Consider the following 21668-nt stretch of genomic DNA (forward strand, 5'->3'; position numbering starts at 1 on the left):
CACTATGTTAGAAAAAAAAGCGCGGATTCTAATTGTTGAAGATGATGAAGATGATTACGTCATCGCTAAAGATTATCTAGAAGAACTCGACGAATATATATTTAAAATAGACTGGGTATCAACCCCAAATGAAGCACTTGAAAAACTTAAACTAAATCAACATGATATCTGCTTATTAGATTATCAACTGGGTGCCCACAATGGCTTAACAGTTTTATTAAAAGCCACAGAAATGCAATGCCGCGTGCCTATCATCATGTTGACAGGTCAATCAGACAAAGTATTAGACAAAGCGGCTTTAGATGCGGGAGCCGTAGATTTCATTGTCAAAAGTGAACTAGACGGTCCAAGATTTGCTCGTGCAATTCGTTACGCCATAGCCCGTCAAGAAGTGCAAAAAGAGCGTTTAGAGAGAATTAATGTAGAAACCCAAATTCGCTCTAAAGATCGATTTTTAGCCCACCTTAGCCATGAATTACGCACCCCTTTAACCTCGATTCTCGGTTATACAGAGCTACTCCTAGACAGCGACAAAGCTCAACCTGTTTGCCACGAACTCAATATCATTCTCAACAACGGTAAACATCTACTGAGCTTACTGAATGATGTTTTAGACTTGTCCAAAATAGCCGCTAAAAAACTTGAGTTAACCCCCACTACTTTTAACTTAAATAGTTTTATGGCTGATATATATACGCTGATGCAAGTAGCGGCAAACGATAAAGGCATTGAGCTGACTTTAATTTCAACTACTGCGCTTCCTGAAGAAATTCACTGTGACCCCACACGCCTGAGACAAGTGTTGATCAATTTAATCCACAATGGCATAAAGTTTACCGACAGTGGCAAAGTAAGCGTGTCTGTTAGTGCCAAATTGGACAATAACCAATACACCTTATTTTTTGAAGTAGTCGATACGGGAAAAGGCATTCCAGCTGAGGCCATTGATAAAATTTTCCAACCATTCGAACAAGTAGAAGACACCATCTCCCGAAAGGAAACTGGCAGCGGATTAGGTCTCGCCATTTCTTCAGAACTTGCTAATAAACTTGGTGGAGGTATCGCAGTAAAATCCACCGTAGGAAAAGGCAGCTGTTTTACTTTAAGTATTTCATGCCCCAACCTAGCTGGCACTAAATTGTGTTATTTGTCGTTACATAGAAAAGTGACGGGAGAAAAAAATGCCGCAACTCCCCCGCTTTCAGGTCGGGTTTTAGTGGTAGACGATGTAGCAGATATCAGGATGCTGATTGGTCACACCGTAAAAACATTTGGCCTTAATGTAGACTTTGCTGAAAACGGCAAGCAGGCGGTCGAAAAAACCCTATCCAGCATTGAAAAAGGTGATCCGTATGCCGCGATCTTAATGGACATTCATATGCCCGAAATGGATGGAAAAGAAGCAGTCGTAGAAATCAGAAAACGCGGTGGTAAACAACCTATATTGGCGCTAACCGCTGCCAATATGAAAGGTGTTAAGGAAAACTTACAAACCTTAGGGTTCGACAATTTAGTGTCAAAACCCATTGATAAGATGCTGTTATATAAACATCTGTCCTTAGTGATTAATGCTAAGGCTACAACAACATCCGCCCCACAAGAACAAGCGAATATTGAGCAGATGGATCAACAAGCACAATATTTTATGCTAGTTGAAGATGACGTTGACGCCGCACAGATCACCCAAATATTACTTGAATCACTGGGAGTGAAAGTCGAAGTGGCGCATACAGCTCAAGCGTGTAAAGAGAAACTCACTAGTCGTAAGAACTGGGATAAAATTTTAGTCGATGTACATTTACCCGACGGAAACGGATTGGAGTTGGCAAAGTACCTCTCTACTCAAAGCAGGTCCACAGAAATAGTGATCGTTAGTGGTGCAGAAATAGACAAGGCTGCAATCACTGGTCATGGCGCTAGTCGCGCCATTTTGAAACCTCTTAATAAAGAGAAACTACAAGAATTAACACATTAAATATTTGTGTTTCTATGGCGCAAAAATAATTTTCCTTGTTGCTCTAATGGCCTCTTAGTTTTGGGTTTTATTACAGTAGTGACGGTTCTCAGAGTGATTCGTTGAGCCCATTTCGCTAGCCTTATCATAGCGGGCAAACCAATTAAAATGGCTGATTGATTTACAAACCGAAGTGTTGATAACGCTGGGTGTCGAAGAACGAAAAAATCTTGTGGGGTTTAGATTAAATAAGTGAATAACCAATACTCCTAAAATGAAGAACCGCGCCATAAAGGCGCGGTAGATTTTAAATGATATAACTTAGTTACGTGCTACAAGTTCTTTAAGTTCAAGTTTATCGATAACACTTGTCACGTCATCAGTGTTTTTGGCAATGGCAACCGCTAGATCTCGTTCTGAGTCAGAATCAACACTACCTGTAAGCGTTACCTCACCAGCGTTAACCTCTACTTCGATGTCTAGACCACTCACTTGTGATTCAAACAACAATCTAGTTTTAACCACAGTTTCAACTTTAGAATCTTTGAGCGTTTGCATCATCTCATCATCTTGTTTTTCGTCTTCGTTTGAAACTATAGATAGTTTGTTGTCAACATCAGTCACACCTTCAAGAGAAGCAACCAGCTCTTCCGCTAAGGCTTTATCTACAGAGTTGTCAACTTTACCCGTCAACACTACTGTTCCATTTTTAACATCGGTATTGATGTCGAACGAATTTAGGTTGCCGTTAAATAGTAATGTTGATTCGGCTTTACCATCTATCCATGCGTCTTTAGCACCGTCTTTCCAAGTGTTTTCTGCATGTACGTTTAAAGAAGCGGTACTAATAGCAGTTGCGATAAGAATTGAAATAGTTGTACGTTTCATAATTTTTCTCCTGTTAAAAGTTCACAGGAACTAATGCCAGTTCGATGCCAAAACATAACCAACTGATATTATTGATTTTTTTCAAATTATTCTAATTCAAGATCAGAAAAAAGCTTGTAACTGTTGCTTAGTACTATGTAAAAATTTCACATCATCAGCAGTTACAATGATTAGAAACTATGAATATCAAACTCAATAAAAACTCATTCACGCCCTAAGAACTGGATTAAAGGCTATCCCCTGCTAGCTATTTTGATATAGGTAATTGACACACTGGCATGAAAACACGGTAAAGTAAGTTGTCTAGGCAGCGTTGCGCAGCACCAGCCGACTCAATTATTTATGGGTTATTTTAAACAGATTATCTTTCAGGTTTATCGACAAATTATGAATACACGTTTGCTCGCAGTTATTTTAGCGTTAGTCTCTGTTGCCGCCATTATTATCGCTACACAAAGCTTTATGAGTGAAAGTGACACGGTCGTTGTGGTTCCTCAAAACAACTTACATACAAGTTACACCGATGATGTGCGGCCGATCCTTGAGAATCGATGTGTGGTTTGTCATGCCTGCTACGACGCGCCGTGTCAGTTGAAGCTAGGCTCTTTTGAAGGTCTAACAAGAGGCGCTAATAAGGAGCGTGTTTACGATGGAGAGCGCCTACTTGAAGCCAATCTCTCTCGGCTTTTTGAAGATGGTCATTCTGTTGATCAATGGCGTGAAAAAGACTTTTTCCCAGTTGTATCTGATCAACCGGGTACCACTAAACACAATCAAGAAAATAGTCTCCTAGCCCAAATGTTGTTACTAAAGGAGGCTAATCCCCTTCCGATTCAAAAAATACTACCTAAAGAATTTGAACTAGATTTAAACCGCGACTACCAATGTCCGACTGACAAAGAGTTTGACGATTATGCATCAGATTATCCCTTGTGGGGCATGCCATACGGATTACCGGCTATTGATAATCTAGAGCATCAACATCTTATTGATTGGATAATTCACGGTGCCACTCAACCGCAACCGCAGCCAATCAGCCCAGAGACTCAAGCTCTAATTAATAGCTGGGAGTCGTTCTTAAACCAGGACAGTAAAAAAGCTCGGTTAATGAGTCGTTATTTGTTTGAACACTTATTTTTGGTCAATCTTCAGTTTAGCGACTCCGAAAACAAGCAGTTTTTCAAACTGGTTAGATCGAGCAGTCAACCTGGTCAGCCAATACAGGGAATTTTTACGCGCCGCCCATTCGACGACCCTAAAGTGCCTCGAGTTTATTATCGAATACAACCCGTGTTGGAAACTATCGTGCATAAGTCTCATATGCCAATAACACTAGACGCTGCTAGGATGGAGCGTTGGTCAAAATGGTTCTTAGAAGCAGATTACACCGTTGATAAACTCCCCTCTTATCAACCTGAAGAAGCATCGAATCCCTTTATCAGTTTTGCGCAAATACCACTGAAAGCCAGATACAAATACATGTTAGACGAAGCGCAAAACACCATAATGCAATTTATTAAAGGACCAGTTTGTAGAGGGCAGTTGGCATTAAATGTGATTAACGACCATTTCTGGGTATTCTTTGCGTCTCCCGACTTGGATGTGGTTGAAAATAATAATGAATTTATGCAACGGGCTAGACAAAAAATATCCTTGCCAGCAGAAGCACAAAGTAATGCATTGCCCACGTCTTGGTTAACGTATGCGGCAAAAGAAAAGCAATATTTACAAGCTAAATCCGAATTTATTGAACAACACTTGAAAGACAAAATAAAGGTAACCCTAGACCTTTTGTGGGATGGGAGTGGAGATAAGGCTGAAAAAAACGACAACGCAACCCTAACTATTTTTCGTCATAACGATGCGGCAACTGTTGTAAAAGGTCTGATTGGTGACCAACCACAAACGGCGTGGGTGTTGACTTATCCGCTGTTCGAAAGGATCCACTATCTGTTGGTTGCTGGATTTGATGTATACGGTAATGTTGGACATCAGTTAAATAGCCGAATGTATATGGATTTTCTACGTATGGAAGGTGAGTTTAACTTTCTGAGTTTTTTGCCCAAAAAGAACAGGCAAGAAGTTAGGGAAAAATGGTATCGCGGCTCAGTCAGTGAAGTCGAAAAATATGTATATGATGCAAATCAAACGTCTGTAGAATCCGACCTTAATTACAAAACCGAACAACCGTTAAACGAGTTGTACCAAAGATTACGAAATCATTTTGCTGACGTTAGCAATCAACAACACCATCTAAAACGCGGTCTAAAACAAAAATCTGTCTTGGATTCACTGCAACAAATTAACAAGGTACAAGGGATAAGTGCTTCACTGATCCCACAATCTTCGATTGTACGAGTGGTAGACACCGAGAGCCAAAACGCTCACTTTTATACTTTGTTACGCCATAACGCCTACAACAACATTTCCCATTTATTTGGAGAAGAAGACAGACGATTACCAGCAGAAGATACCATGACTATTGCCCCAGGATTATTGACGTCACATCCCAACGCTTTCTTTACAGTAAAAACAACTGAACTCGCAGATTTTGCTAATGGTATTGAAGGGTTAAGTTCCGAGCAAGACTACCAGGCACTCAGAGAAAAATATGCGGTATACCGGACTTCAACAAACTTTTGGGAATTTGCGGATGCAATGCATCAGTATTTTAAACAACTCAATCCCTTAGAATATGGTGTCCTAGACTTTAACCGATTAGAAAATCGATAATTCGCATATGAATTTAGCGGTTTTGAACGCTTGGTCGCAGTCACTCACATCTAACCTAACAGCCTGAGATGTTTAACTTTGATTTATTCTGACTGTCAGATAAGAGCGCAGATTATATGAAAACTATTTTCAAGCCATTATTTAACCGAGAACTGATGTAAATATGTGTCTTACTCAAAAATATGACTTAGTTTTCACACAACCTGAGCGAATTATAGTCTTTCAACCTCAAAGAAATCAGTCTCGATTCGCTTTTTTAGAGATCAAAATAGGGCTACGCAAGCAGCCCATCTAAATTCAAAGTCTTAAATCACATATTGATAAATTGATAGTCTGTGTAGCCGATATGATTTCCACCAAAAAAATAGTCCGTTTGAGGTGTGTTCAAGGGTAACCCTTTAAAAAGTCTCAAGGGAAGATCAGGATTTGCAATGAATGGTCGACCAAAACCAATTAAATCTGCCCAGTTATTTTGAAGAGCATGCTGAGCCTTGGCTAAATCATATTTCCCTGAATAAATGATCGTACCCTTGTAAATCAAACGAAGCGCCTCTTTAAAGCCTGCAGGCATAATCGGTGCATCTTCCCAATCCGCTTCTGCAATGTGAATGTACCCTACATTTAACGCTTGAAGTAAAGAAGCAACGGCTAAATACGTCGCCTCTGGCGTAGTGTCTATAGTACCTTGCAGCGTTGTTAGCGGAGCCAGACGAACACCAATTTTCTCTGGAGGAGTTTCCTTGCAAACAGCATTGATTACTTCGCGCAGGAATCGCAGTCGTTTTTGAAGAGTTCCTCCGTATGCGTCAATCCTTTTATTCGCCTCAGAATCAATAAACTGATTAATCAGATACCCATTAGCCCCATGCAGTTCAACACCATCAAAGCCAGCGATATTTGCGTTTCTCGCTGCTAACCTGAATTCATTAACAACGCTTTTGATTTCCTCTAATGTCATCGCCCGAGGCATTGAGTGTTGAACCATCTCTCCGACACCTTTCTCAGGTCCGGACATTTTTGGGTCGATGAATACACTCACTCCGTCAGCCTTGATAGCTGACGAACTAATGGGTGCCGAATTACCAGGTTGTAATGAACTGTGGGATACCCGGCCGACATGCCAGAGTTGCGCATAAATAATCCCTCCTGATTGATGTACTTCACTCGTTACTTTCTTCCATCCTTTTACCTGTTCGTTTGTATAAATTCCAGGTGTCCAGGCATACCCTTGACCTTGCTGACTAATTTGGGTCCCTTCTGAAATGATGAGGCCTGCTGATGCTCGCTGAGCGTAATACTCAGCCATTAGCGGTGTGGCAATATTTCCAGTGCCAGCTCTCGCTCTCGTCATTGGAGGCATAACGATACGATTTTTTAGCTGATTGCCATTTAGCTGATATTTTGAAAAAAGCATTATTCCTTCGCTCCCTCTTCAGTTAGCTTTAGTCCGGTTTGGTTTGTAAACATCTTTAAATCAACGCCATAAGCCATAGCTTTATTCCCAGCATCACTAGGATGGAGGTGGTCGCCAGAGTCAAATTCCTTTTTTATCTTATTTGGGTTGTTCTCAGACTGAAGTATCCTATCAAAGTCGATGACACCATCGAAAACATCTGCGTTTCTGATCCAGTTATTTAATGCCAAACGAAGTGCATTTTTTTCTTCGTTATAGTAATCATTCAACGCCGTATTGGGTAATGCACCTTCAAATGGAGGAAGAGTGGCAACATAGATTTTAATTCCATGAAAATGTGTTTGTTCTGCAAGCTGAGTGAAACCTGCAATCAGCTTTTTGAGACTGGGTCTTTCGCTGCTTGGCGCAAAAAGAGTTCCTGGCCAGGCAATGTCGTTTATTCCTAGCAACACAATAAGACTTGTAGCGCCGGGTTTTGAGATAACGTCTCGGTTAAGTCGACTTAGGGCATTACTTCCCATCCCATCAGATAATAATCTTGCCCCGGAGATCCCGGCATTAAATACCGCGATATTCTGCCTTTTCATACGCTCAGCAAGAAAGTCAGTCCACCGCGCATTATTATCAAGACTCGCTGTCGCACCATCCGTAATCGAATCTCCGATTACGGCGATAGCACTAGCTCCTTCGTTTCTAACAAACAGAGCACTGATTAACAAGCGGGCTGTAGTTGCATATCTTTTTGAACTTAGAACTGAAGCCTGACTCTGGTCACCGGAAACGATAAAATTTGTCTGTCTTCCATCCCAGTGGAATGCCCCTAACTCTGTTTTTTCAGGGAGGTATGCCGATATCACAATGCTTGATAAAGGCGGTATTTGAAGCGGAATTATATCACTCAGTAGCACAGCTCCGGGCTGGATAGTGGCCTCTACTGCTCCACCGAAAGTGACCGTGCTGGTCTGCTCTAGTGCATAATTGTCTTTCTCACTTACGGGAAGTCCAACCGTCACTCTACCTAATTTAACAGGGTTGCTCCCGTAGGCATTTGACATTTCTATTCTAAAGCTATCGCCTCCTAAACTGACCCTGACACTTTGCCTTATCGTTTGATTTTCCAGTTTGGGCGGAATATTTGTGGGGAAAATGAAGTCTTCGCCCCATATAGCTTGCGGACTAGATGTCCAAGAAGTGACAAAGTGAGAAGGCAAGTTACTTGCCAAAACAGGCTCTAATAACAGAACCAAAAGGAGACCAATTATTAATTGATAAACTGAAACACTATTTGTTTTTTCCATAACTACATGCCTATTAAATTGAATGCAGTCATTGTTAAATAATTAAATAGTGTGAAAAATATTCAAAGAGGAATATTATATGTGCCATAAAGTCAAAGGTCGGATTTAAATAGATGGCGAAAAACGAATTTAATCGTTCTGCAGAGCTAGAGGTCTTCTTGAAAGTAGTTGAGTTTGGAAACTTTTCTGCAGCAGCCCGTTTTTTTGATAATACTCCATCTTCAGTTAGTAAAACTATTTCAAAGTTAGAACAGCGCTTAGGCGCAAGATTGTTTAACCGCTCTACTAGGAAACTCACACTAACGAGCGAGGGTTGTGTCTTTTATGAACATGGATTGGAAATTATAGCTGCTTTAAATGAAGCCGAAAGCATAGTTGGGAGACAAACCAAGCCGTCAGGAAAAATCAGAGTTAACTGCAACATTCCGTTTGGTAAGAAGTATGTTCTACCCCTGCTCCCAGATTTTTTGGCAGCTTATCCAGAAATTAGTATTCACCTTGAATTAACAGACAAGGTAATCAATGTTCTGGAAGAAAGTGCAGATATTGCTATCAGAACGGGAAATCTGTCAGATTCTAACCTTATATCAAAGAAACTTGGTACCGCTAGGATGGTGGTCGTCAGTACCCCAACTTACCTGAAAATCAATGGTAATCTGCAATCACCCGAGGAGCTAAAAACTCACAATTTACTCGACTTTACATTCTCCCGGGTTACTCGTGAGTGGCCTTTTATAGTCGATGGAAAAGAGAGAATGATAGCGCCCCAAGGAAATATCAAAGTGAGCGATGGTGATACTTTGCGCCACCTTGTGTTGTCAGGCTTGGGTATTGCCAGGTTAGCGTATTTTCAAGTCGAAGACGATTTGGAGAAAGGGCTACTCGTTTCTGTTCTAGAAGACTACACGCCAAGCTCCACAGAGGATGTATATGCTGTTTATGTCGGTCAAGGAGGGATACTACCTAATAGAATTAGAGCCTTTATTGATTTTTTATATTCACGGGTAAAAATAAAGTAATCAAATAAAATACTACGTACGAGTCTGCCCCATTGATTTGGGCTATTCAATGTGTTGATACAGACTATGATTTACCCGCGATCTACAATCATATTGAAACTAACAGTATGCAAGTTTCTACGTTCAAAACAAAGTACCAAGCCCCCCATGTTAAATAGACATAATAAGAAATGTTACGAGTGACATTGGCCCCAATACTTTTACCCATAAAAGTAAACGAAACATCAAAATTGAGAAGGTAAATACTAGCAAACCGAATTGTTTTACGCAGAGCGTTTTTGTGCGAAAAGACAGAACAGCGGAGTGCACAAAAACGAACGTAGTTAAACTATTCCCAGTGCAGCTTTTTGTTAGCATTTTTATACCACTGTACTGCATGCTTTTCATGCGTCTTCACAAACTCGTCTTTGCCGTCACAGTACACTCCAATATCATTATTGCAATTTTTAGCAGCATCCAGTTTAATCCCTGCATACTCTTGTGCGACCGCCGGATGTGTAATTAAATACTCTTTAAAAGCTAGATGTCTAATGGAGTTCTCTGAGGCCTTACTGAATGCATGAATTTGGTGAGACCGCTTACATCCACCCTTCTGAAAATATCGACGCCCAGAAATACCAAATTCACCCTTACACTCGTAACCGATGGACTCAAATATTTCATTGCACCCATCCAAAGCTTCTATTTCTTCGATTTCTAACAATATATCAATAATTGGTTTAGCGGCAAGTCCACTTACAGCTGTACTGCCAATATGATGAACCCATAAATTTTTAATAGGTAGGCTTGAGATTATCAATTGCTTTTCTATTTCAAATAGACGAGGCCAATCATCGTTATATTCAACAACTTCTATAATTCGCATAATCTGCTTTCTACCTAACTTTAAGCTAACAGGCAAAAACACGATACAATAAAGCGAAGCAGCATTGTGTTTTTGTCCCAGCGACCGAAGGGAGCGAGCTTAGTACCTTATTAGCCGTTTTTCGAAAGTGCTAATTTAGCGCCAAACCCAATAAATACTAGCCCTGTGATTGAATTTAACCATATTTTAAATTTTGGATTATCTGTAGCACTTTTTACTTTTGATAAGGTAAAGACCATGCCTATAAACCATAGAGAATTGACTACAACATGGGCTGATACAAGCGAATAAGCATTCAATGCACTACTATTTGCCGACAAAAATTGTGGGAATGCTGCAAGGTAAAACATGGACACTTTAGGATTAAGCATGTTAGTGAGAAAACCTTCCAAAAAAGCGGCAGTGAGCGAGATTGGTCTTTCTGCGATTTGGGCTGCATTCATTGGAGGTTTTGCAGAGTGAGCTAAAGCATTCTTCAGTGCTTTTATTCCTAACCAGACTAGGTAAGCAGCACCCAGCATTTTAAATATGAAAAAGGCCTGTCCTGATTGCAAAAGTAAAACAGATATCCCGAAAACTGAAAGCGTGCCATGCACATAGAATGCTGCGACAAAACCGCACACATTTAAAATGCCAGCTTTATGACCCGCAAGCGGCACTGTCTTTGCGATAAGCATACCGTTTGGACCTGGAGAAATGACGAGAAGCGTAGCAACCGCCATGAATGCCAAGATGTTGTTTATATCCATAGTTTTTCTCCGACAAAAGTAGTGTTACCAAACGAGCAGCTAACGCCATAAGAAATAATGGTGAAACCGTTCGTTTACTTTCTTGTAAGGCCATGTGGGGCTGGTTTTTTAGGATAAAACATATACCCCATCTATCCTTAAGACTGCACCTCCACCAAACCAGACCTGACAATTTTCAATATCAGTTTCTCTCGAAAAAAGCTGCACGTAATTCGGGGAGTCTCGGAAACTATTTTGCTCTATTTTAATCATCTCGCCATCCCACTTACCGTGCTTTAAGAGATAATAACCTAAAGCTGAGTTTCCTGACCCTGTTGCTGGATCTTCAAGGTAACCAAATGTTGGTGCGAAGACTCTGGTCCGATATTTACTCTCTTGAGTGACAGTTTCTGACGAATACAAGATAATAATATCCACTCCAATTTGTAAGCAAAATTTGTTGAGAGTCTGAAGGTCTGGGGTCACAGTAAGTATGGACTCAAGTCCAGCTATAGGGACAATAAGAGTCTCAAGCCCTCCGTTTACAATTTGGATTGGTAGTAATTGGTCAATGTCATTAATGTGACAATTAAATGCTGAAACAATTTCAGTTATGCTAATATTTTTTGAGGAGAACCGAGCGGGTGGTGCAGATATATAAACGCTTTTCTCACTTTTGTAACGGTTTTCAACCATTAAATTGTCAGTCATTGTCGAGATAGACAGTATTGGCTTTTCTTGCATTGTCTTACTATTGGCGACGATGTCGTTTAGGATAGCAATTGTTGCATGCCCGCAGAAGGCGACCTCTCCTTCAGAAGAAAAATATCGAAGGTGGTAATCAGTATCAGTCCCTGGACTGACATAACCAACCTCACTGACAAACCCTTTCAGTTCTTTTGCTAGTTGTAACATTTCCGCACTGGAAAGCTTTTCTGCTGAGTCAAGATATACTACAGCAGCTGGATTCCCTGTTGAATATTGGGAGGCAAAAGCATCTATCTTTTTGAATCTTAATGTATGCATGAATTTCCCTTGCGCTTAACGCTTAGGCTAAGCAGAAAACACGAACGCATTGACGAAGCCAGTGAGTGGTTTTCTGATTGAGCTTTTTGTTAGACATTAGTGTACAAAGGTTCATCATCTTTCCAATAGTGACCAAAGCAAATGTTTGTAACGATACCGTATTCTGATTGAATCTCCAGTTCATGTTCGGGAAAGGAATAACTTTCCATTGATCCATAATCTTCAAATTCATGAGAATACCCAAATACTGAAGCAAGCTTAGAGAGGATATCTATTACTTCCATGCCAATAACTTTCGTATTTTGCAAAAACAGCAATGGATTGGAGCTTTGAATCCAATGTACTCTGTCGTTTTCATCCATCCAAAATGTACACATTAGTTTATTGTATTTGAGTAGAGGAAACTCATCATTATCTAAGTCAATCTTGTCTGGTTCCCCAATCAGCTCTTTTAAGTAATCTTGAGAAACGCCAAAACTAATTCCATCTAATCCTATGCCTAGTTTTATTTCCATGCTAATCCAAAGCGTTAGCGCGTCCAGCCCGAAGGCGGATGCTGACTGTATTTGTTAGCATTAGAAGCCTTGGAACATTAACTGAATTTGATCATCAGTGTTGAATGTATTTAATACCCAGCCATCACTAGGTTTATAAAAGTAGAACTTCCAACGCATCATGTGCTTTTCAAATTTTTGAATGTACATAACCAGCATCAGAGATTCGCCAACTTCCTGTATTTGAGAGAACTCCATGCCTAATGTCTTGCCGAACCGCTGCTCTATTGCTGGGGCCTGCATTCTTAAAGAATTTAGGACGCCTTCAAATTCGTGATCAGGAATAATCAAATATGGCTTGGCTAATTTAAGGCCATCTTCCGTCTTTCCTTTACCTACAAGTTCCATTATTGATAAAGCAAGAGCCATGGCCTCTTCTTTATCTTTCAGCGTATCGGCAGTAGAAACGCTCGAGTAAAATATAGCCAGAAAAATTAGAATACATTTCATTAAATACTCCTTTTTGGATGTGATGCTAACGCTTAACATGACCAGAAAATACGAAACGCTTTGGGCGTAGTCTAGCGAGTAATTTTCTGGTTGATGTTTTTGTTAGCAGCGGCATCGCGTGCTGCTGTTTGAATTGATTGATGAACTAACAAACTGCGACAGCCCTGTTTAAATTTGCGTGATGCATTGTCCGTTGCCTTACCTTTGTCAGTGTTTGATGATTGATATTGCCAGAACTTACTAGCTACGTGAACCTTTTTTACCGACTGTGACGAGCTAAAAAGCTAACCGCTTTGCTCACCACTTTTAGGTAACCCGCGAAGAATAAGCTTTGGCATGCTAACAATATTAATAAGACGCAAAAGCCCGTGCTCTTGCATATATACGTGTTTAAAACTAAAGCGGTGAATAAACACAGCATATAACGAGTAAAAATTATAACGAACTCACCTTTTTTAAACTCATATCTCAGAGTATATTTGTCAACGGCATTACGCCCAAAAAACTATTGGTAGTTACATTCAGTGGGTTTATCGATTTATTTGTTTTCATCAAAAACGACATCCTGCACAAATGGCCGATCATCAAGTGATTCATCTACCTTTTTTGAGGTGGCATTGAGTTACATTATTAAATGTATGTTCCCTTAGGAAAATACCTTTAGATTAAACTATTCACTTGCTCTACCGGCCGTTTGAACTATTTTATATCAAGCTCCATTACAACACCGTGTTCATCGTCTTCTTCGGTCACGACAAAGCCAAACTGTGAATAGAATTTGCGCATCACATGATGACCAGGCATATAGAGTATGGTGATTTTCTTACATTCTGGAATTGCACTCATCTCTTTAATCACCAGCTCCGTAGCAATTTTCCCAATACCTTGCCCCTGATATTTTACATCAACCATGAATTGGGCGATGTAAAATTCATCAGGTAAATCTTCTTCAAGTTCTTGGTAATATTGGATAAAGCCGACAACGTCATCGCCGAGATATATTGCCCTATTAACATAATGAGGATAAAAACATGATTCGGCGATAGACTCTGAATTTAACGCGACGTAATCCTCTTGCTGTTTAGTAATTTCTAAGTGAATGACATCCACCCAATTACCCTTAGTAACATTACGCAAACTAACTTTCACAGAATTTCCTTTCATTTATGGTAAGTAGAAATATGTGTGGGGGAAACGAATAAAAACAATATTAAAACGAAGCTTGCTCACCTTGTGCTTCAGTATTTACGTCATAATCACTTGGTACTTATACCGTCAATATCCCTTGGCAATCACACTAATTCAGTTTGAGTAGCCGTGGCGGTCGCCAGACTGAAAAAGCAGACGGGAGGAAGTCACCGCCTGCAATCAGCATCTATACAATTTAAGATTAAACCCTAACGATTGCGCGTTTAAATGACAACACCAAGCCACTTTGTCGAATCTTATTACCGCGTCATTCGAGGAATTATGTCGTTTCGCAGTAACACCAACCCGTAATACGGATTGGTATAAAGCTATTCAACCCGTAAACTGGCTTGTTGGGCTTTTGCAAGCTCTGGCCTATAAAACCCGTTTTTTTCTACTGAACGTTGATGTAGCTCGACTAACAACCTTCCTCTATGGGCGTAATCAATGGCTTTGGTTCGCCAGTTTGCTTTGAAGTATTCAACCGCGCTCGAATAGTAAAATTCAGCGCGCTCTAAACGCAGCACACTGTTTCTATCTGTTTTTCCGCGATCAGCATTTTCCAATGCGATTTTTAACTGGTCAATGCTGGCTGGCATCAACTCTACTTGTTTAGATTCAACAGTTTGTGACACAGCCATTGCAGAACTGACAATGGTTAATATGATAGCGGCAACAAGAGTTAAAAATTTCACGGTAAAGCTCCTAAGTGCAAAAAATTATAATGAGTTGTCGTAGCTATTGCAGAAACGATACCAATCTAGGAGCAAAATCGTACCACCAGCATTAAATTCCTAGACAGCCCGAATTTACTGGGATAGGCCAAATTTCGAAGTATTGATACGGCTAGTTAATGAGGATGTTTCGTGAAGAAGAATGTTCACAGGTAACTATTTACAGTAATTTTTTCAGAGGCCTTGAGTAAATCCTACACAAGCTAGCATTCAAAAATTCACACCAAGAAAAAAGCTCAACTCTGGAAAAGAAACTCCTAGAAAAGGAGCGCCAGAGCTGAGCCAAAGCTAAGTGAATCTTAACTCGGGTTAATACGGGTTCAGTCACTTATTGCTGCGCTACAAATATTACGCTAGAACAACTTGAGAAACATTGACAGAAATATCGATGCAGGCGGTTTAGGTACCTCAGCAGTGGCACCTTTAATTGCCCCCGCTACAAACATACTGGTGATGCCAGTTGGGGATGAGATAAACGACTCACTTTGGGTTCTGGCTTTTACAAGTTGTCGTTTCGAATACTTATTCGCAAGTTCAGCATTCGTCTTAGCTTGCTGCAATTTCGCTTTGTGTTTATTCAACGGATCAAACATATTATTTTCTCCTAGCTACTCGCTTTTGGAATCAAACAACAGGTCAGCGGATGCGGTCATCTTGACCGAGTTGAGGGCATTACGGAGCATTCGCTGGGTGACAAGCCACGCCACTAAGTTTGTTGCAAGTACGAACAGTAAGCTCCATGACCAATGGAGACCGAACGCCATCAAAGCATAGGCTATACCCGCCAGTAAACTGACCCAAATGACAACCCCGAAAGCAACTAACAATAGGATACAGATCAAAGTGACAACCAGCGCTTTGATAGACAACCTAAAATCCGCCGCTACCACTGATGCGTTAGTTCTCATCCGGGCCTTAACTCCCTGAAATACTTTATCCCAGGCAGATATAACATCACTAACGCTAGCGTCAGCATTAGATGCTGACGCTTGCTCATTGGCTATGTTTTGCTGTGTTGTGGTCATAATAGGTAAACTATTTTCTTCTAAGGAAAGTGGTCAGTAACATACCTGCAGCAAACGCGATACCTGCAGTGGCAACCGGGTTTTCTTTGGTGTATTTACCCACAGCAGATTGATCCCAATACTGCTTCACCTGTTGCTGTTTCTCACCCATGGTTTCAGCCGATGCTGATGCACTGTGACGTAGTTTTTCTTCTGCAGTCGCAGCGTGCTCAGACAAGGTATCAACTGATTGATGCAGTGTTTCAGTGACTTTATCTGCAATAGGGGTACCTGAGTTGGTTGCTGCGGCTTTTGTTTTTGTTGACGTGCTCATAATTCGCTCCTGTTAAATTAAGTGAATCTAGTGCGATGTATTGCGCATTAGTACTTCAGTAGGAGCAACCTCTATGCCAGACATCCACGCACAACATACTTCAATAAAATCAAACACTTAAAAAACAAAATCGAAACCCCGCTATTGATTACCGTTTGAAAAATGTAAATAATTCCTGGTTATCTGAAAAAATTACGTCATCTCAACAACACTCACTACAAAATATTATCGCCTTCTTCGGGATCTCTGGCTTGAGCAGCCTGTTCCCGTATTTCATCATGATCGCTGCTAGTATCATCATTGGTTGACTCGTTCGGCACTTTATTATCCTTTTGTACTGAATGAACTTGGCTTGGTTTCATGTTAGAAACCACGGGATTCGCCAATGTTTCAGGGTTCAAAATAATCCGTTCTCGCGCATCATCAGGCATAGTAATATTTTCGGCCAAATACGTTTCAACCACTCGTTTCATTAATACTGACGATACCTTTAACGGACTATTCACTTCGCTATTAACCCAAAAGTACAAGCGCACGTTACAGGTCGATGCGCCTAACGAGTCCACTAACGCTTGAGGCGCTGGATCATCTAATACTGCTGGATGAGAAAGCATAATATCCATGGCTAAAGATTGAGCCTGATCAAAATCGGCATCGTACCCTACCCCAATATCAATAGTGCTGCGCATAAAGGGATTGGCAGTTAGGTTACGAATCGCATTTTTATATATTGTAGCGTTAGGAAGTTGCACATGGTCACCATTAAAATCAACCAATGTGGTCGCTCTGGACGTCATTTTTTTCACGACACCTAAATAGCCTTCCACCTCTATAATGTCGCCTAATTTAAAAGGACGTTGCACGCTTAACAGTAAACTAGATAAAAAGTTCTCAGCTATGTCTTTAAAGGCAAACCCTATAATTAAACCAAGCACTCCCGTGCCGCTTAGCAGTGCTACAGCAAATTGGGTGAGTCCAACTAAGCGTAACAAAATATACAGCCCCACAAGGATGACTAACATACTCATAATTCTGCGCACCACCATTTGAATCAGTTTACTGGTGGTCGCTTTTGCTAACGGTTTGGTTAATAAATTAGCAATAGGCCTCGATAGCCAAAAACATATGGCGAATATTAAGACCCCTAGAAAAATTGAAGGTAACTTTTCTACAGCGAGTTGGGTAAACTGACTCAAATCATCGAGTACCAATTGGGTTTGCATAGTGTTGACCTTTTAAATGTATAAGCGGTGTGTTTTATTGAATGACTTACTTAAGCCTTATGTTTACAGTAAAAGAAAAGCAAAATTAATGCCGTAAATGGCTCTAAATGACTGCCCGCTTGTCAAAGCTAAGCAGACACATTGGTCGTAGTTAAACTCACAAAGGGTAAAAATATTGGAAGCTTTGATAATAATTCTCACCATAACCATGCTAGGTGTAACATTGCTACCTTTACTGCCATCAAACCACTGGCTTTGCAGAGTATGGGAGTTTCCTAGAGTACAAATAGCCGTTATTACAATTTGTTTATTGGTAGCAAGTTTTTACGTTACTTCACCTATTATCCAAATAGTCTTAGTGATAACAAATGGCTTAATCACTATTTATCAACTTGTTTGGATATTCCCTTACACTCGGCTTTACCCTATACAGGTGCCTAAAGCACAAAAATCGAGTCAGACTCATTCGATTAAGATATTAACCAGTAATGTATTGATGCCAAATCATAGTGCTGAAAAATTAATTACCTTGGTTTCGCTGCATCAACCTGACGTTATTGTCACACTCGAAACAGATGATTGGTGGCAAGGGGCCATGCAACCAATCCACGCCGATTACCCCCACAGAGTTAATCAGCCTTTGGACAACTTGTATGGCATGCACCTATACAGTAAATATGCATTGGAAGACGTTGAGGTAAGAAATCTAATTGAAGATGACGTGCCATCGATTCATTGTTACTTATTATTGAGAAATGAACTTAAGATAAAATGCCATTTCTTGCACCCAGCTCCACCGAGCCCAACTGAAAATACACGTTCGACACCCAGAGATAGAGAATTACTATTGATAGCGCGAGAAGTGGCGGATAAAACCGAGCCCACTATTGTCACTGGAGATTTAAACGATGTCGCTTGGTCACCCACTACCCGAGCTTTTAGGCGCATCAGTGGTTTAAAGGATCCTAGAATAGGCCGAGGCATGTTTAATACTTTCCATGCGGATTATCCTTTTTTACGTTGGCCACTAGATCATATTTTCCATAGTGAGCATTTCACGTTAGAAACAATTCAGAGAATGCCTTCTATTAATTCTGACCATTTTCCGTTGCTGAGTGAGCTCGTCTACGAAGAAAACTAACCTTATGAGTCGACCTCATCCTTGGCCTCAGAAGTATTGCTACGTGCGCTATCAGACTCATCCAAGCCACTAACAGAGTTTTCTACTTTGAGGCTATATGCCTCAATAAATGCATTCCTGAGTATTCCTGAAAGCGCATCAAAGGTAGAGACATCAGGATCATCCAGTGCCCCTTCAATCGGCACGCGTGTTGCGACTAAGTCTTTATCATCATTTGCAAACAATGTAGCTAATGCCCCGCCAATCATCTCAACGATTAATAGGGCGGGATTATCACCGTCTTCAACCACATCTTCGTGCCACGAAAAAACATCGAGTTCATAAATACCAGCCTTTAGGTAGCCGGTGACTTGTCCCTCTACAGACTTTAATTCACTAGCTAAATCAAGCTGCCCAGCTTCAAAATCAAAAGGAGCATAGAATTTAATTAAAGAATCAATATAAGAAACCGGCAGTTTTTCCATCTCAAGATTAATATCAAAAGTGGGTTTGGCGGTGTTGGGGTCGAAACTTGCGTTTACCAAAATCTTGGCGTGATCCTGAATATCTCCCGTTAATTTAGCATTCGCAATAGTTGTAGCGCTTTTAGAATTGGAAATATCGGTAGCAGTCAGTTGGATGTTTTGCACGGTAAATTTTGAGCGTTTCAACTGTGATTGAGCATCCATACTAAATGTACCGTTTTCTACAGTCAGTTTATCAATAGCAAATGGACTCAAATTTCGCGCTAATCCCAACCAAGTTTTTTCATCGGTTACCGCTTCAGATTCAAATACCTTGTCTTGAGGTCTGTCATACAAACTAAATACTGGCCTAATAATGTTTACTTCTACAACCCATTCCCCCTTTAACAAAGCCTGCCACAAAATGGATATATCTATTCTTTCAACAACAAATAAAGGAAGATCTTGGCTATCCCCAGTCTGGCGAATATTGGCTTGAAAAATACTGTATGAACCTGCAATCATGTGCAAATCCACATTCGCTACAGAACCACTCATACCATCAGTTTGTTGGATTGCGCGGTTTGCATACCAAGTGATGATACTCGGCGCTGCAACCCTCAACAGGATCACAGTAAGCAATACACAGACCGTTGTATTGGTCGATACCTTAAAAGACTTCAGCCAACTCATTTCTATCTACCTTTGTTAATAAAAATTAATGGCTACTTTTTAGTGATTACCCAAATAGCGTGAATGATACCTGGCAGGTAACCTAACAAAGTAAGAATAATGTTTAGTAACAAAGTCATAGATAAACCAACCCGCAAAAAGACTCCGATAGGGGGTACCAAAATAGCAATGATAATACGTAGCAGATCCATGATTTTCTCCTTGGGAATAATGTTTATGGATGTAAGTAGTAACAACAAAAAAAGATTGAGTTGTTCATCCTACCTACACAGCTACAGCAGTTCCTGTACCAGTGCGTACAATCTCATTCAAAATCAAAACTAACCATATGATATAAAAGAATTTTGTTATAATTTAACTAGTAGCATTAGCTCTCATCCGAAAAAAATGACAACCTAGAAACCGCTACAAATTTTCAAACATTTTGTAATTTTTACTTAAGATCAATACCGTCTTAATCAAATAATCACAGCCACATTGTGGGTCTTTCCACTGCTTTCAATTCCGCTGCACTTAAGTTCTCAATCACTCGATAACGTCCAAAGTGAAAAACTAACATTTAACACTGTAAATCTTACACATCGGTCAACCCAAGCAACCACTCAAAAAAACCTTTCTCGTTTATTTTCAATAACTTAATTCATTGGCATAGGGTTTGATTGTAGATTACCTGTAAATCAATGATTCACTTAAAACCTGAGTCACCTTTTAATTAATTGTTGATGAATGAACGATTTAAATGAACAGGAGAAGAAAATGAATACAGACACAGTAAAAGGTAAGTGGAAACAAGCTTCAGGCTCTCTTAAAGCAAATTGGGGCAAACTCACAGACGATGACCTACAGGAAATCGACGGCAACTTAGAGAAGTTTCAAGGCAAGATGCAAGAGAAGTATGGAATGGCCAAAGAAGAAGCAGAGAAAGTATTCAACAAGAGTCACGCTTAATCAAAATGCAATACAGTGCTAAGCCTGCTTAGCACTGCCCCCTCAATCAATTATCTGGAAAGTGTTATGGAATTGCTAAAAATCGAAAAGTTTTGGAGTCTAATAAACGACAAATTAGAACGATGGCTCGAAGCGGGTATAAAACACCTTCCTAATTTTGTGGTTGCTATATTAATCGCCATTATTTTTTCGGTTATAGCCAATATCGCCGGCAAGACGTTAAAAAAGGTCTTGTTGAAAACCCTCGAATCGCCGCAAATCGCTGGCTTATTGGCTTCTATTTTTAAGATGTGTGTCTTAATTGCCGGGGTGTTTGTTGCCTTAGACTTCTTAGGCTTAACCGGTACAGTGACATCTTTGTTAGCGGGTGCTGGTATTGTTGGTTTGGCCATAGGTTTTGCTTTCCAAGATATGACTGAAAATCTAATTGCAGGTATCGCGATGGGGATCCGCAAACCCTTCCAAATTGGTGATGTAGTTGCTGCAGACAAAGTATTTGGCACAGTCAAAACCATTAATTTACGTAACACCCTAGTAGAAACATTTTTTGGTCAACTAGAAGTCATTCCCAATAAAATCCTATTTAGAAACATTCTTACCAACTACTCAATTAATGGGGTAAGAAGAATTGAAGTGCCTGTGGGGATTTCCTATGCGGATGATCCTGAACAAGCAGCAGAAGTGATAAGAGAATTTATTAATCAGTATGATTTTGTCATTAGGAAGGAAGAAACCGCAGTATTTGCTAAAGACTTTGGTGACAGTAGCGTCAATTTACTATTGTGGTTTTGGATTGATTATCCTGGTGAAGTTGGTTTTATGCAGGCGCGTCATCAAGCCGTAGTAGGCATTAAGAAGGCACTTGAGAAAGCCGATATCCTAATCCCATTCCCCATCCGCACCTTAGATTTTGGAGCGAAAGGCGGAGTCAATTTAGACACAATGCTTCAATCCGACGTTACTGCTGTGAGCAGTAATAAAAGCAACAATGACAACCCAAGCGTTAGTGACTCGAATTGAATTCAAAGTAA

The 21668-nt window shown here is 40.3% G+C and carries 22 protein-coding genes; 6 read left to right on the forward strand and 16 right to left on the reverse strand.

Going from position 1 to position 21668, the window contains the following annotated elements:
- Window positions 1-4 precede the first annotated feature (4 nt).
- Window positions 5-1975 (forward strand): response regulator, encoded by a 1971-nt coding sequence (locus ABJK37_RS02580; RefSeq protein WP_348349792.1) that lies wholly within the window; start codon window positions 5-7, stop codon window positions 1973-1975.
- A gap of 300 nt (window positions 1976-2275) precedes the next feature.
- Here ABJK37_RS02580 and ABJK37_RS02585 read toward each other — a convergent pair whose 3' ends face one another.
- Complete coding sequence (locus tag ABJK37_RS02585; protein WP_348349794.1) at window positions 2276-2842, reverse strand: BON domain-containing protein; 567 nt, start codon at window positions 2840-2842, stop codon at window positions 2276-2278.
- 387 nt (window positions 2843-3229) lie between these two features.
- Here ABJK37_RS02585 and ABJK37_RS02590 point away from each other — a divergent pair, with 387 nt between their 5' ends.
- A complete protein-coding gene (locus ABJK37_RS02590) occupies window positions 3230-5575 on the forward strand; it encodes a fatty acid cis/trans isomerase (protein ID WP_348349796.1) in 2346 nt (781 codons plus the stop codon).
- Between the two features lie 310 nt (window positions 5576-5885).
- On the opposite strand, the gene ABJK37_RS02595 is transcribed toward ABJK37_RS02590, so the two are convergent.
- The gene (locus tag ABJK37_RS02595; RefSeq protein WP_348349798.1) at window positions 5886-6989 is read right to left on the reverse strand and encodes an alkene reductase; all 1104 of its coding nucleotides are present in this window, start codon (window positions 6987-6989) and stop codon (window positions 5886-5888) included.
- Window positions 6989-8287 carry an SGNH/GDSL hydrolase family protein gene (locus ABJK37_RS02600; RefSeq protein WP_348349800.1) on the reverse strand — a complete coding sequence of 433 codons (1299 nt, stop codon included), beginning with the start codon at window positions 8285-8287 and terminating at the stop codon, window positions 6989-6991. The genes ABJK37_RS02595 and ABJK37_RS02600 overlap by 1 nt, the downstream gene beginning before the upstream one ends.
- A 113-nt stretch (window positions 8288-8400) precedes the next feature.
- Between ABJK37_RS02600 and ABJK37_RS02605 the strand changes: the two genes are divergently transcribed.
- On the forward strand, window positions 8401-9306 hold the full coding sequence (locus ABJK37_RS02605; RefSeq protein ID WP_348349802.1) for a LysR family transcriptional regulator: 906 nt from the start codon (window positions 8401-8403) through the stop codon (window positions 9304-9306).
- Between the two features lie 328 nt (window positions 9307-9634).
- On the opposite strand, the gene ABJK37_RS02610 is transcribed toward ABJK37_RS02605, so the two are convergent.
- The 11 genes from ABJK37_RS02610 to ABJK37_RS02660 form a co-directional block, all read right to left on the reverse strand.
- Complete coding sequence (locus tag ABJK37_RS02610; RefSeq protein WP_348349804.1) at window positions 9635-10171, reverse strand: GrpB family protein; 537 nt, start codon at window positions 10169-10171, stop codon at window positions 9635-9637.
- 110 nt (window positions 10172-10281) lie between these two features.
- A complete protein-coding gene (locus ABJK37_RS02615; RefSeq protein ID WP_348349806.1) occupies window positions 10282-10920 on the reverse strand; it encodes a LysE family translocator in 639 nt (212 codons plus the stop codon).
- A gap of 108 nt (window positions 10921-11028) precedes the next feature.
- Complete coding sequence (locus ABJK37_RS02620; protein ID WP_348349808.1) at window positions 11029-11925, reverse strand: PhzF family phenazine biosynthesis protein; 897 nt, start codon at window positions 11923-11925, stop codon at window positions 11029-11031.
- Between the two features lie 89 nt (window positions 11926-12014).
- Complete coding sequence (locus ABJK37_RS02625) at window positions 12015-12440, reverse strand: hypothetical protein (RefSeq protein ID WP_348349810.1); 426 nt, start codon at window positions 12438-12440, stop codon at window positions 12015-12017.
- Between the two features lie 60 nt (window positions 12441-12500).
- A complete protein-coding gene (locus tag ABJK37_RS02630) occupies window positions 12501-12929 on the reverse strand; it encodes a hypothetical protein (RefSeq protein WP_348349812.1) in 429 nt (142 codons plus the stop codon).
- 699 nt (window positions 12930-13628) lie between these two features.
- On the reverse strand, window positions 13629-14078 hold the full coding sequence (locus ABJK37_RS02635; protein ID WP_348349814.1) for a GNAT family N-acetyltransferase: 450 nt from the start codon (window positions 14076-14078) through the stop codon (window positions 13629-13631).
- Window positions 14079-14446: 368 nt separating this feature from the next.
- A complete protein-coding gene (locus ABJK37_RS02640) occupies window positions 14447-14812 on the reverse strand; it encodes a hypothetical protein (protein WP_348349816.1) in 366 nt (121 codons plus the stop codon).
- A gap of 392 nt (window positions 14813-15204) precedes the next feature.
- A complete protein-coding gene (locus ABJK37_RS02645; RefSeq protein ID WP_348349818.1) occupies window positions 15205-15444 on the reverse strand; it encodes a hypothetical protein in 240 nt (79 codons plus the stop codon).
- 15 nt (window positions 15445-15459) lie between these two features.
- Entirely contained in the window at window positions 15460-15876 is a 417-nt protein-coding gene (locus ABJK37_RS02650) for a hypothetical protein (protein WP_348349820.1), read from the reverse strand.
- Window positions 15877-15886: 10 nt separating this feature from the next.
- Window positions 15887-16189, reverse strand: a complete 303-nt coding sequence (locus ABJK37_RS02655) for a DUF883 domain-containing protein (protein WP_348349822.1) — start codon at window positions 16187-16189, stop codon at window positions 15887-15889.
- Between the two features lie 215 nt (window positions 16190-16404).
- On the reverse strand, window positions 16405-17412 hold the full coding sequence (locus tag ABJK37_RS02660; RefSeq protein WP_348349824.1) for a mechanosensitive ion channel family protein: 1008 nt from the start codon (window positions 17410-17412) through the stop codon (window positions 16405-16407).
- A gap of 175 nt (window positions 17413-17587) precedes the next feature.
- On the opposite strand from ABJK37_RS02660, the gene ABJK37_RS02665 reads away from it, so the two are divergent.
- Window positions 17588-18553 (forward strand): endonuclease/exonuclease/phosphatase family protein, encoded by a 966-nt coding sequence (locus ABJK37_RS02665; RefSeq protein WP_348349826.1) that lies wholly within the window; start codon window positions 17588-17590, stop codon window positions 18551-18553.
- A gap of 2 nt (window positions 18554-18555) precedes the next feature.
- Here the strand turns inward: ABJK37_RS02665 and ABJK37_RS02670 are convergent, their stop codons facing one another.
- Together ABJK37_RS02670 and ABJK37_RS02675 are read right to left on the reverse strand one after the other, a co-directional pair.
- Complete coding sequence (locus ABJK37_RS02670; RefSeq protein WP_348349828.1) at window positions 18556-19689, reverse strand: DUF748 domain-containing protein; 1134 nt, start codon at window positions 19687-19689, stop codon at window positions 18556-18558.
- Window positions 19690-19721: 32 nt separating this feature from the next.
- The gene (locus ABJK37_RS02675) at window positions 19722-19880 is read right to left on the reverse strand and encodes a YqaE/Pmp3 family membrane protein (protein WP_348349830.1); all 159 of its coding nucleotides are present in this window, start codon (window positions 19878-19880) and stop codon (window positions 19722-19724) included.
- A gap of 565 nt (window positions 19881-20445) precedes the next feature.
- On the opposite strand from ABJK37_RS02675, the gene ABJK37_RS02680 reads away from it, so the two are divergent.
- Window positions 20446-20637 (forward strand): CsbD family protein, encoded by a 192-nt coding sequence (locus tag ABJK37_RS02680; protein WP_348349832.1) that lies wholly within the window; start codon window positions 20446-20448, stop codon window positions 20635-20637.
- A gap of 66 nt (window positions 20638-20703) precedes the next feature.
- Window positions 20704-21657, forward strand: coding sequence for a mechanosensitive ion channel family protein (locus ABJK37_RS02685; protein ID WP_348349834.1), 954 nt, complete (start codon window positions 20704-20706; stop codon window positions 21655-21657).
- The last annotated feature ends 11 nt before the right edge of the window (window positions 21658-21668 follow it).

The sequence above is a fragment of the Paraglaciecola sp. genome (genome assembly GCF_039964565.1).
Taxonomy (GTDB): Bacteria; Pseudomonadota; Gammaproteobacteria; order Enterobacterales; family Alteromonadaceae; genus Paraglaciecola.

Excerpts from the sequence above, each read along its gene's own strand:
- ABJK37_RS02580 (WP_348349792.1), top strand. The coding sequence starts at position 5 with ATGTTAGAAAAAAAAGCGCGGATTCTAATTGTTGAAGATGATGAAGAT.
- ABJK37_RS02585 (WP_348349794.1), bottom strand. The coding sequence starts at position 2,842 with ATGAAACGTACAACTATTTCAATTCTTATCGCAACTGCTATTAGTACC.
- ABJK37_RS02590 (WP_348349796.1), top strand. The coding sequence starts at position 3,230 with ATGAATACACGTTTGCTCGCAGTTATTTTAGCGTTAGTCTCTGTTGCC.
- ABJK37_RS02595 (WP_348349798.1), bottom strand. The coding sequence starts at position 6,989 with ATGCTTTTTTCAAAATATCAGCTAAATGGCAATCAGCTAAAAAATCGT.
- ABJK37_RS02600 (WP_348349800.1), bottom strand. The coding sequence starts at position 8,287 with ATGGAAAAAACAAATAGTGTTTCAGTTTATCAATTAATAATTGGTCTC.
- ABJK37_RS02605 (WP_348349802.1), top strand. The coding sequence starts at position 8,401 with ATGGCGAAAAACGAATTTAATCGTTCTGCAGAGCTAGAGGTCTTCTTG.
- ABJK37_RS02610 (WP_348349804.1), bottom strand. The coding sequence starts at position 10,171 with ATGCGAATTATAGAAGTTGTTGAATATAACGATGATTGGCCTCGTCTA.
- ABJK37_RS02615 (WP_348349806.1), bottom strand. The coding sequence starts at position 10,920 with ATGGATATAAACAACATCTTGGCATTCATGGCGGTTGCTACGCTTCTC.
- ABJK37_RS02620 (WP_348349808.1), bottom strand. The coding sequence starts at position 11,925 with ATGCATACATTAAGATTCAAAAAGATAGATGCTTTTGCCTCCCAATAT.
- ABJK37_RS02625 (WP_348349810.1), bottom strand. The coding sequence starts at position 12,440 with ATGGAAATAAAACTAGGCATAGGATTAGATGGAATTAGTTTTGGCGTT.
- ABJK37_RS02630 (WP_348349812.1), bottom strand. The coding sequence starts at position 12,929 with ATGAAATGTATTCTAATTTTTCTGGCTATATTTTACTCGAGCGTTTCT.
- ABJK37_RS02645 (WP_348349818.1), bottom strand. The coding sequence starts at position 15,444 with ATGTTTGATCCGTTGAATAAACACAAAGCGAAATTGCAGCAAGCTAAG.
- ABJK37_RS02650 (WP_348349820.1), bottom strand. The coding sequence starts at position 15,876 with ATGACCACAACACAGCAAAACATAGCCAATGAGCAAGCGTCAGCATCT.
- ABJK37_RS02655 (WP_348349822.1), bottom strand. The coding sequence starts at position 16,189 with ATGAGCACGTCAACAAAAACAAAAGCCGCAGCAACCAACTCAGGTACC.
- ABJK37_RS02660 (WP_348349824.1), bottom strand. The coding sequence starts at position 17,412 with ATGCAAACCCAATTGGTACTCGATGATTTGAGTCAGTTTACCCAACTC.
- ABJK37_RS02670 (WP_348349828.1), bottom strand. The coding sequence starts at position 19,689 with ATGAGTTGGCTGAAGTCTTTTAAGGTATCGACCAATACAACGGTCTGT.
- ABJK37_RS02675 (WP_348349830.1), bottom strand. The coding sequence starts at position 19,880 with ATGGATCTGCTACGTATTATCATTGCTATTTTGGTACCCCCTATCGGA.
- ABJK37_RS02680 (WP_348349832.1), top strand. The coding sequence starts at position 20,446 with ATGAATACAGACACAGTAAAAGGTAAGTGGAAACAAGCTTCAGGCTCT.
- ABJK37_RS02685 (WP_348349834.1), top strand. The coding sequence starts at position 20,704 with ATGGAATTGCTAAAAATCGAAAAGTTTTGGAGTCTAATAAACGACAAA.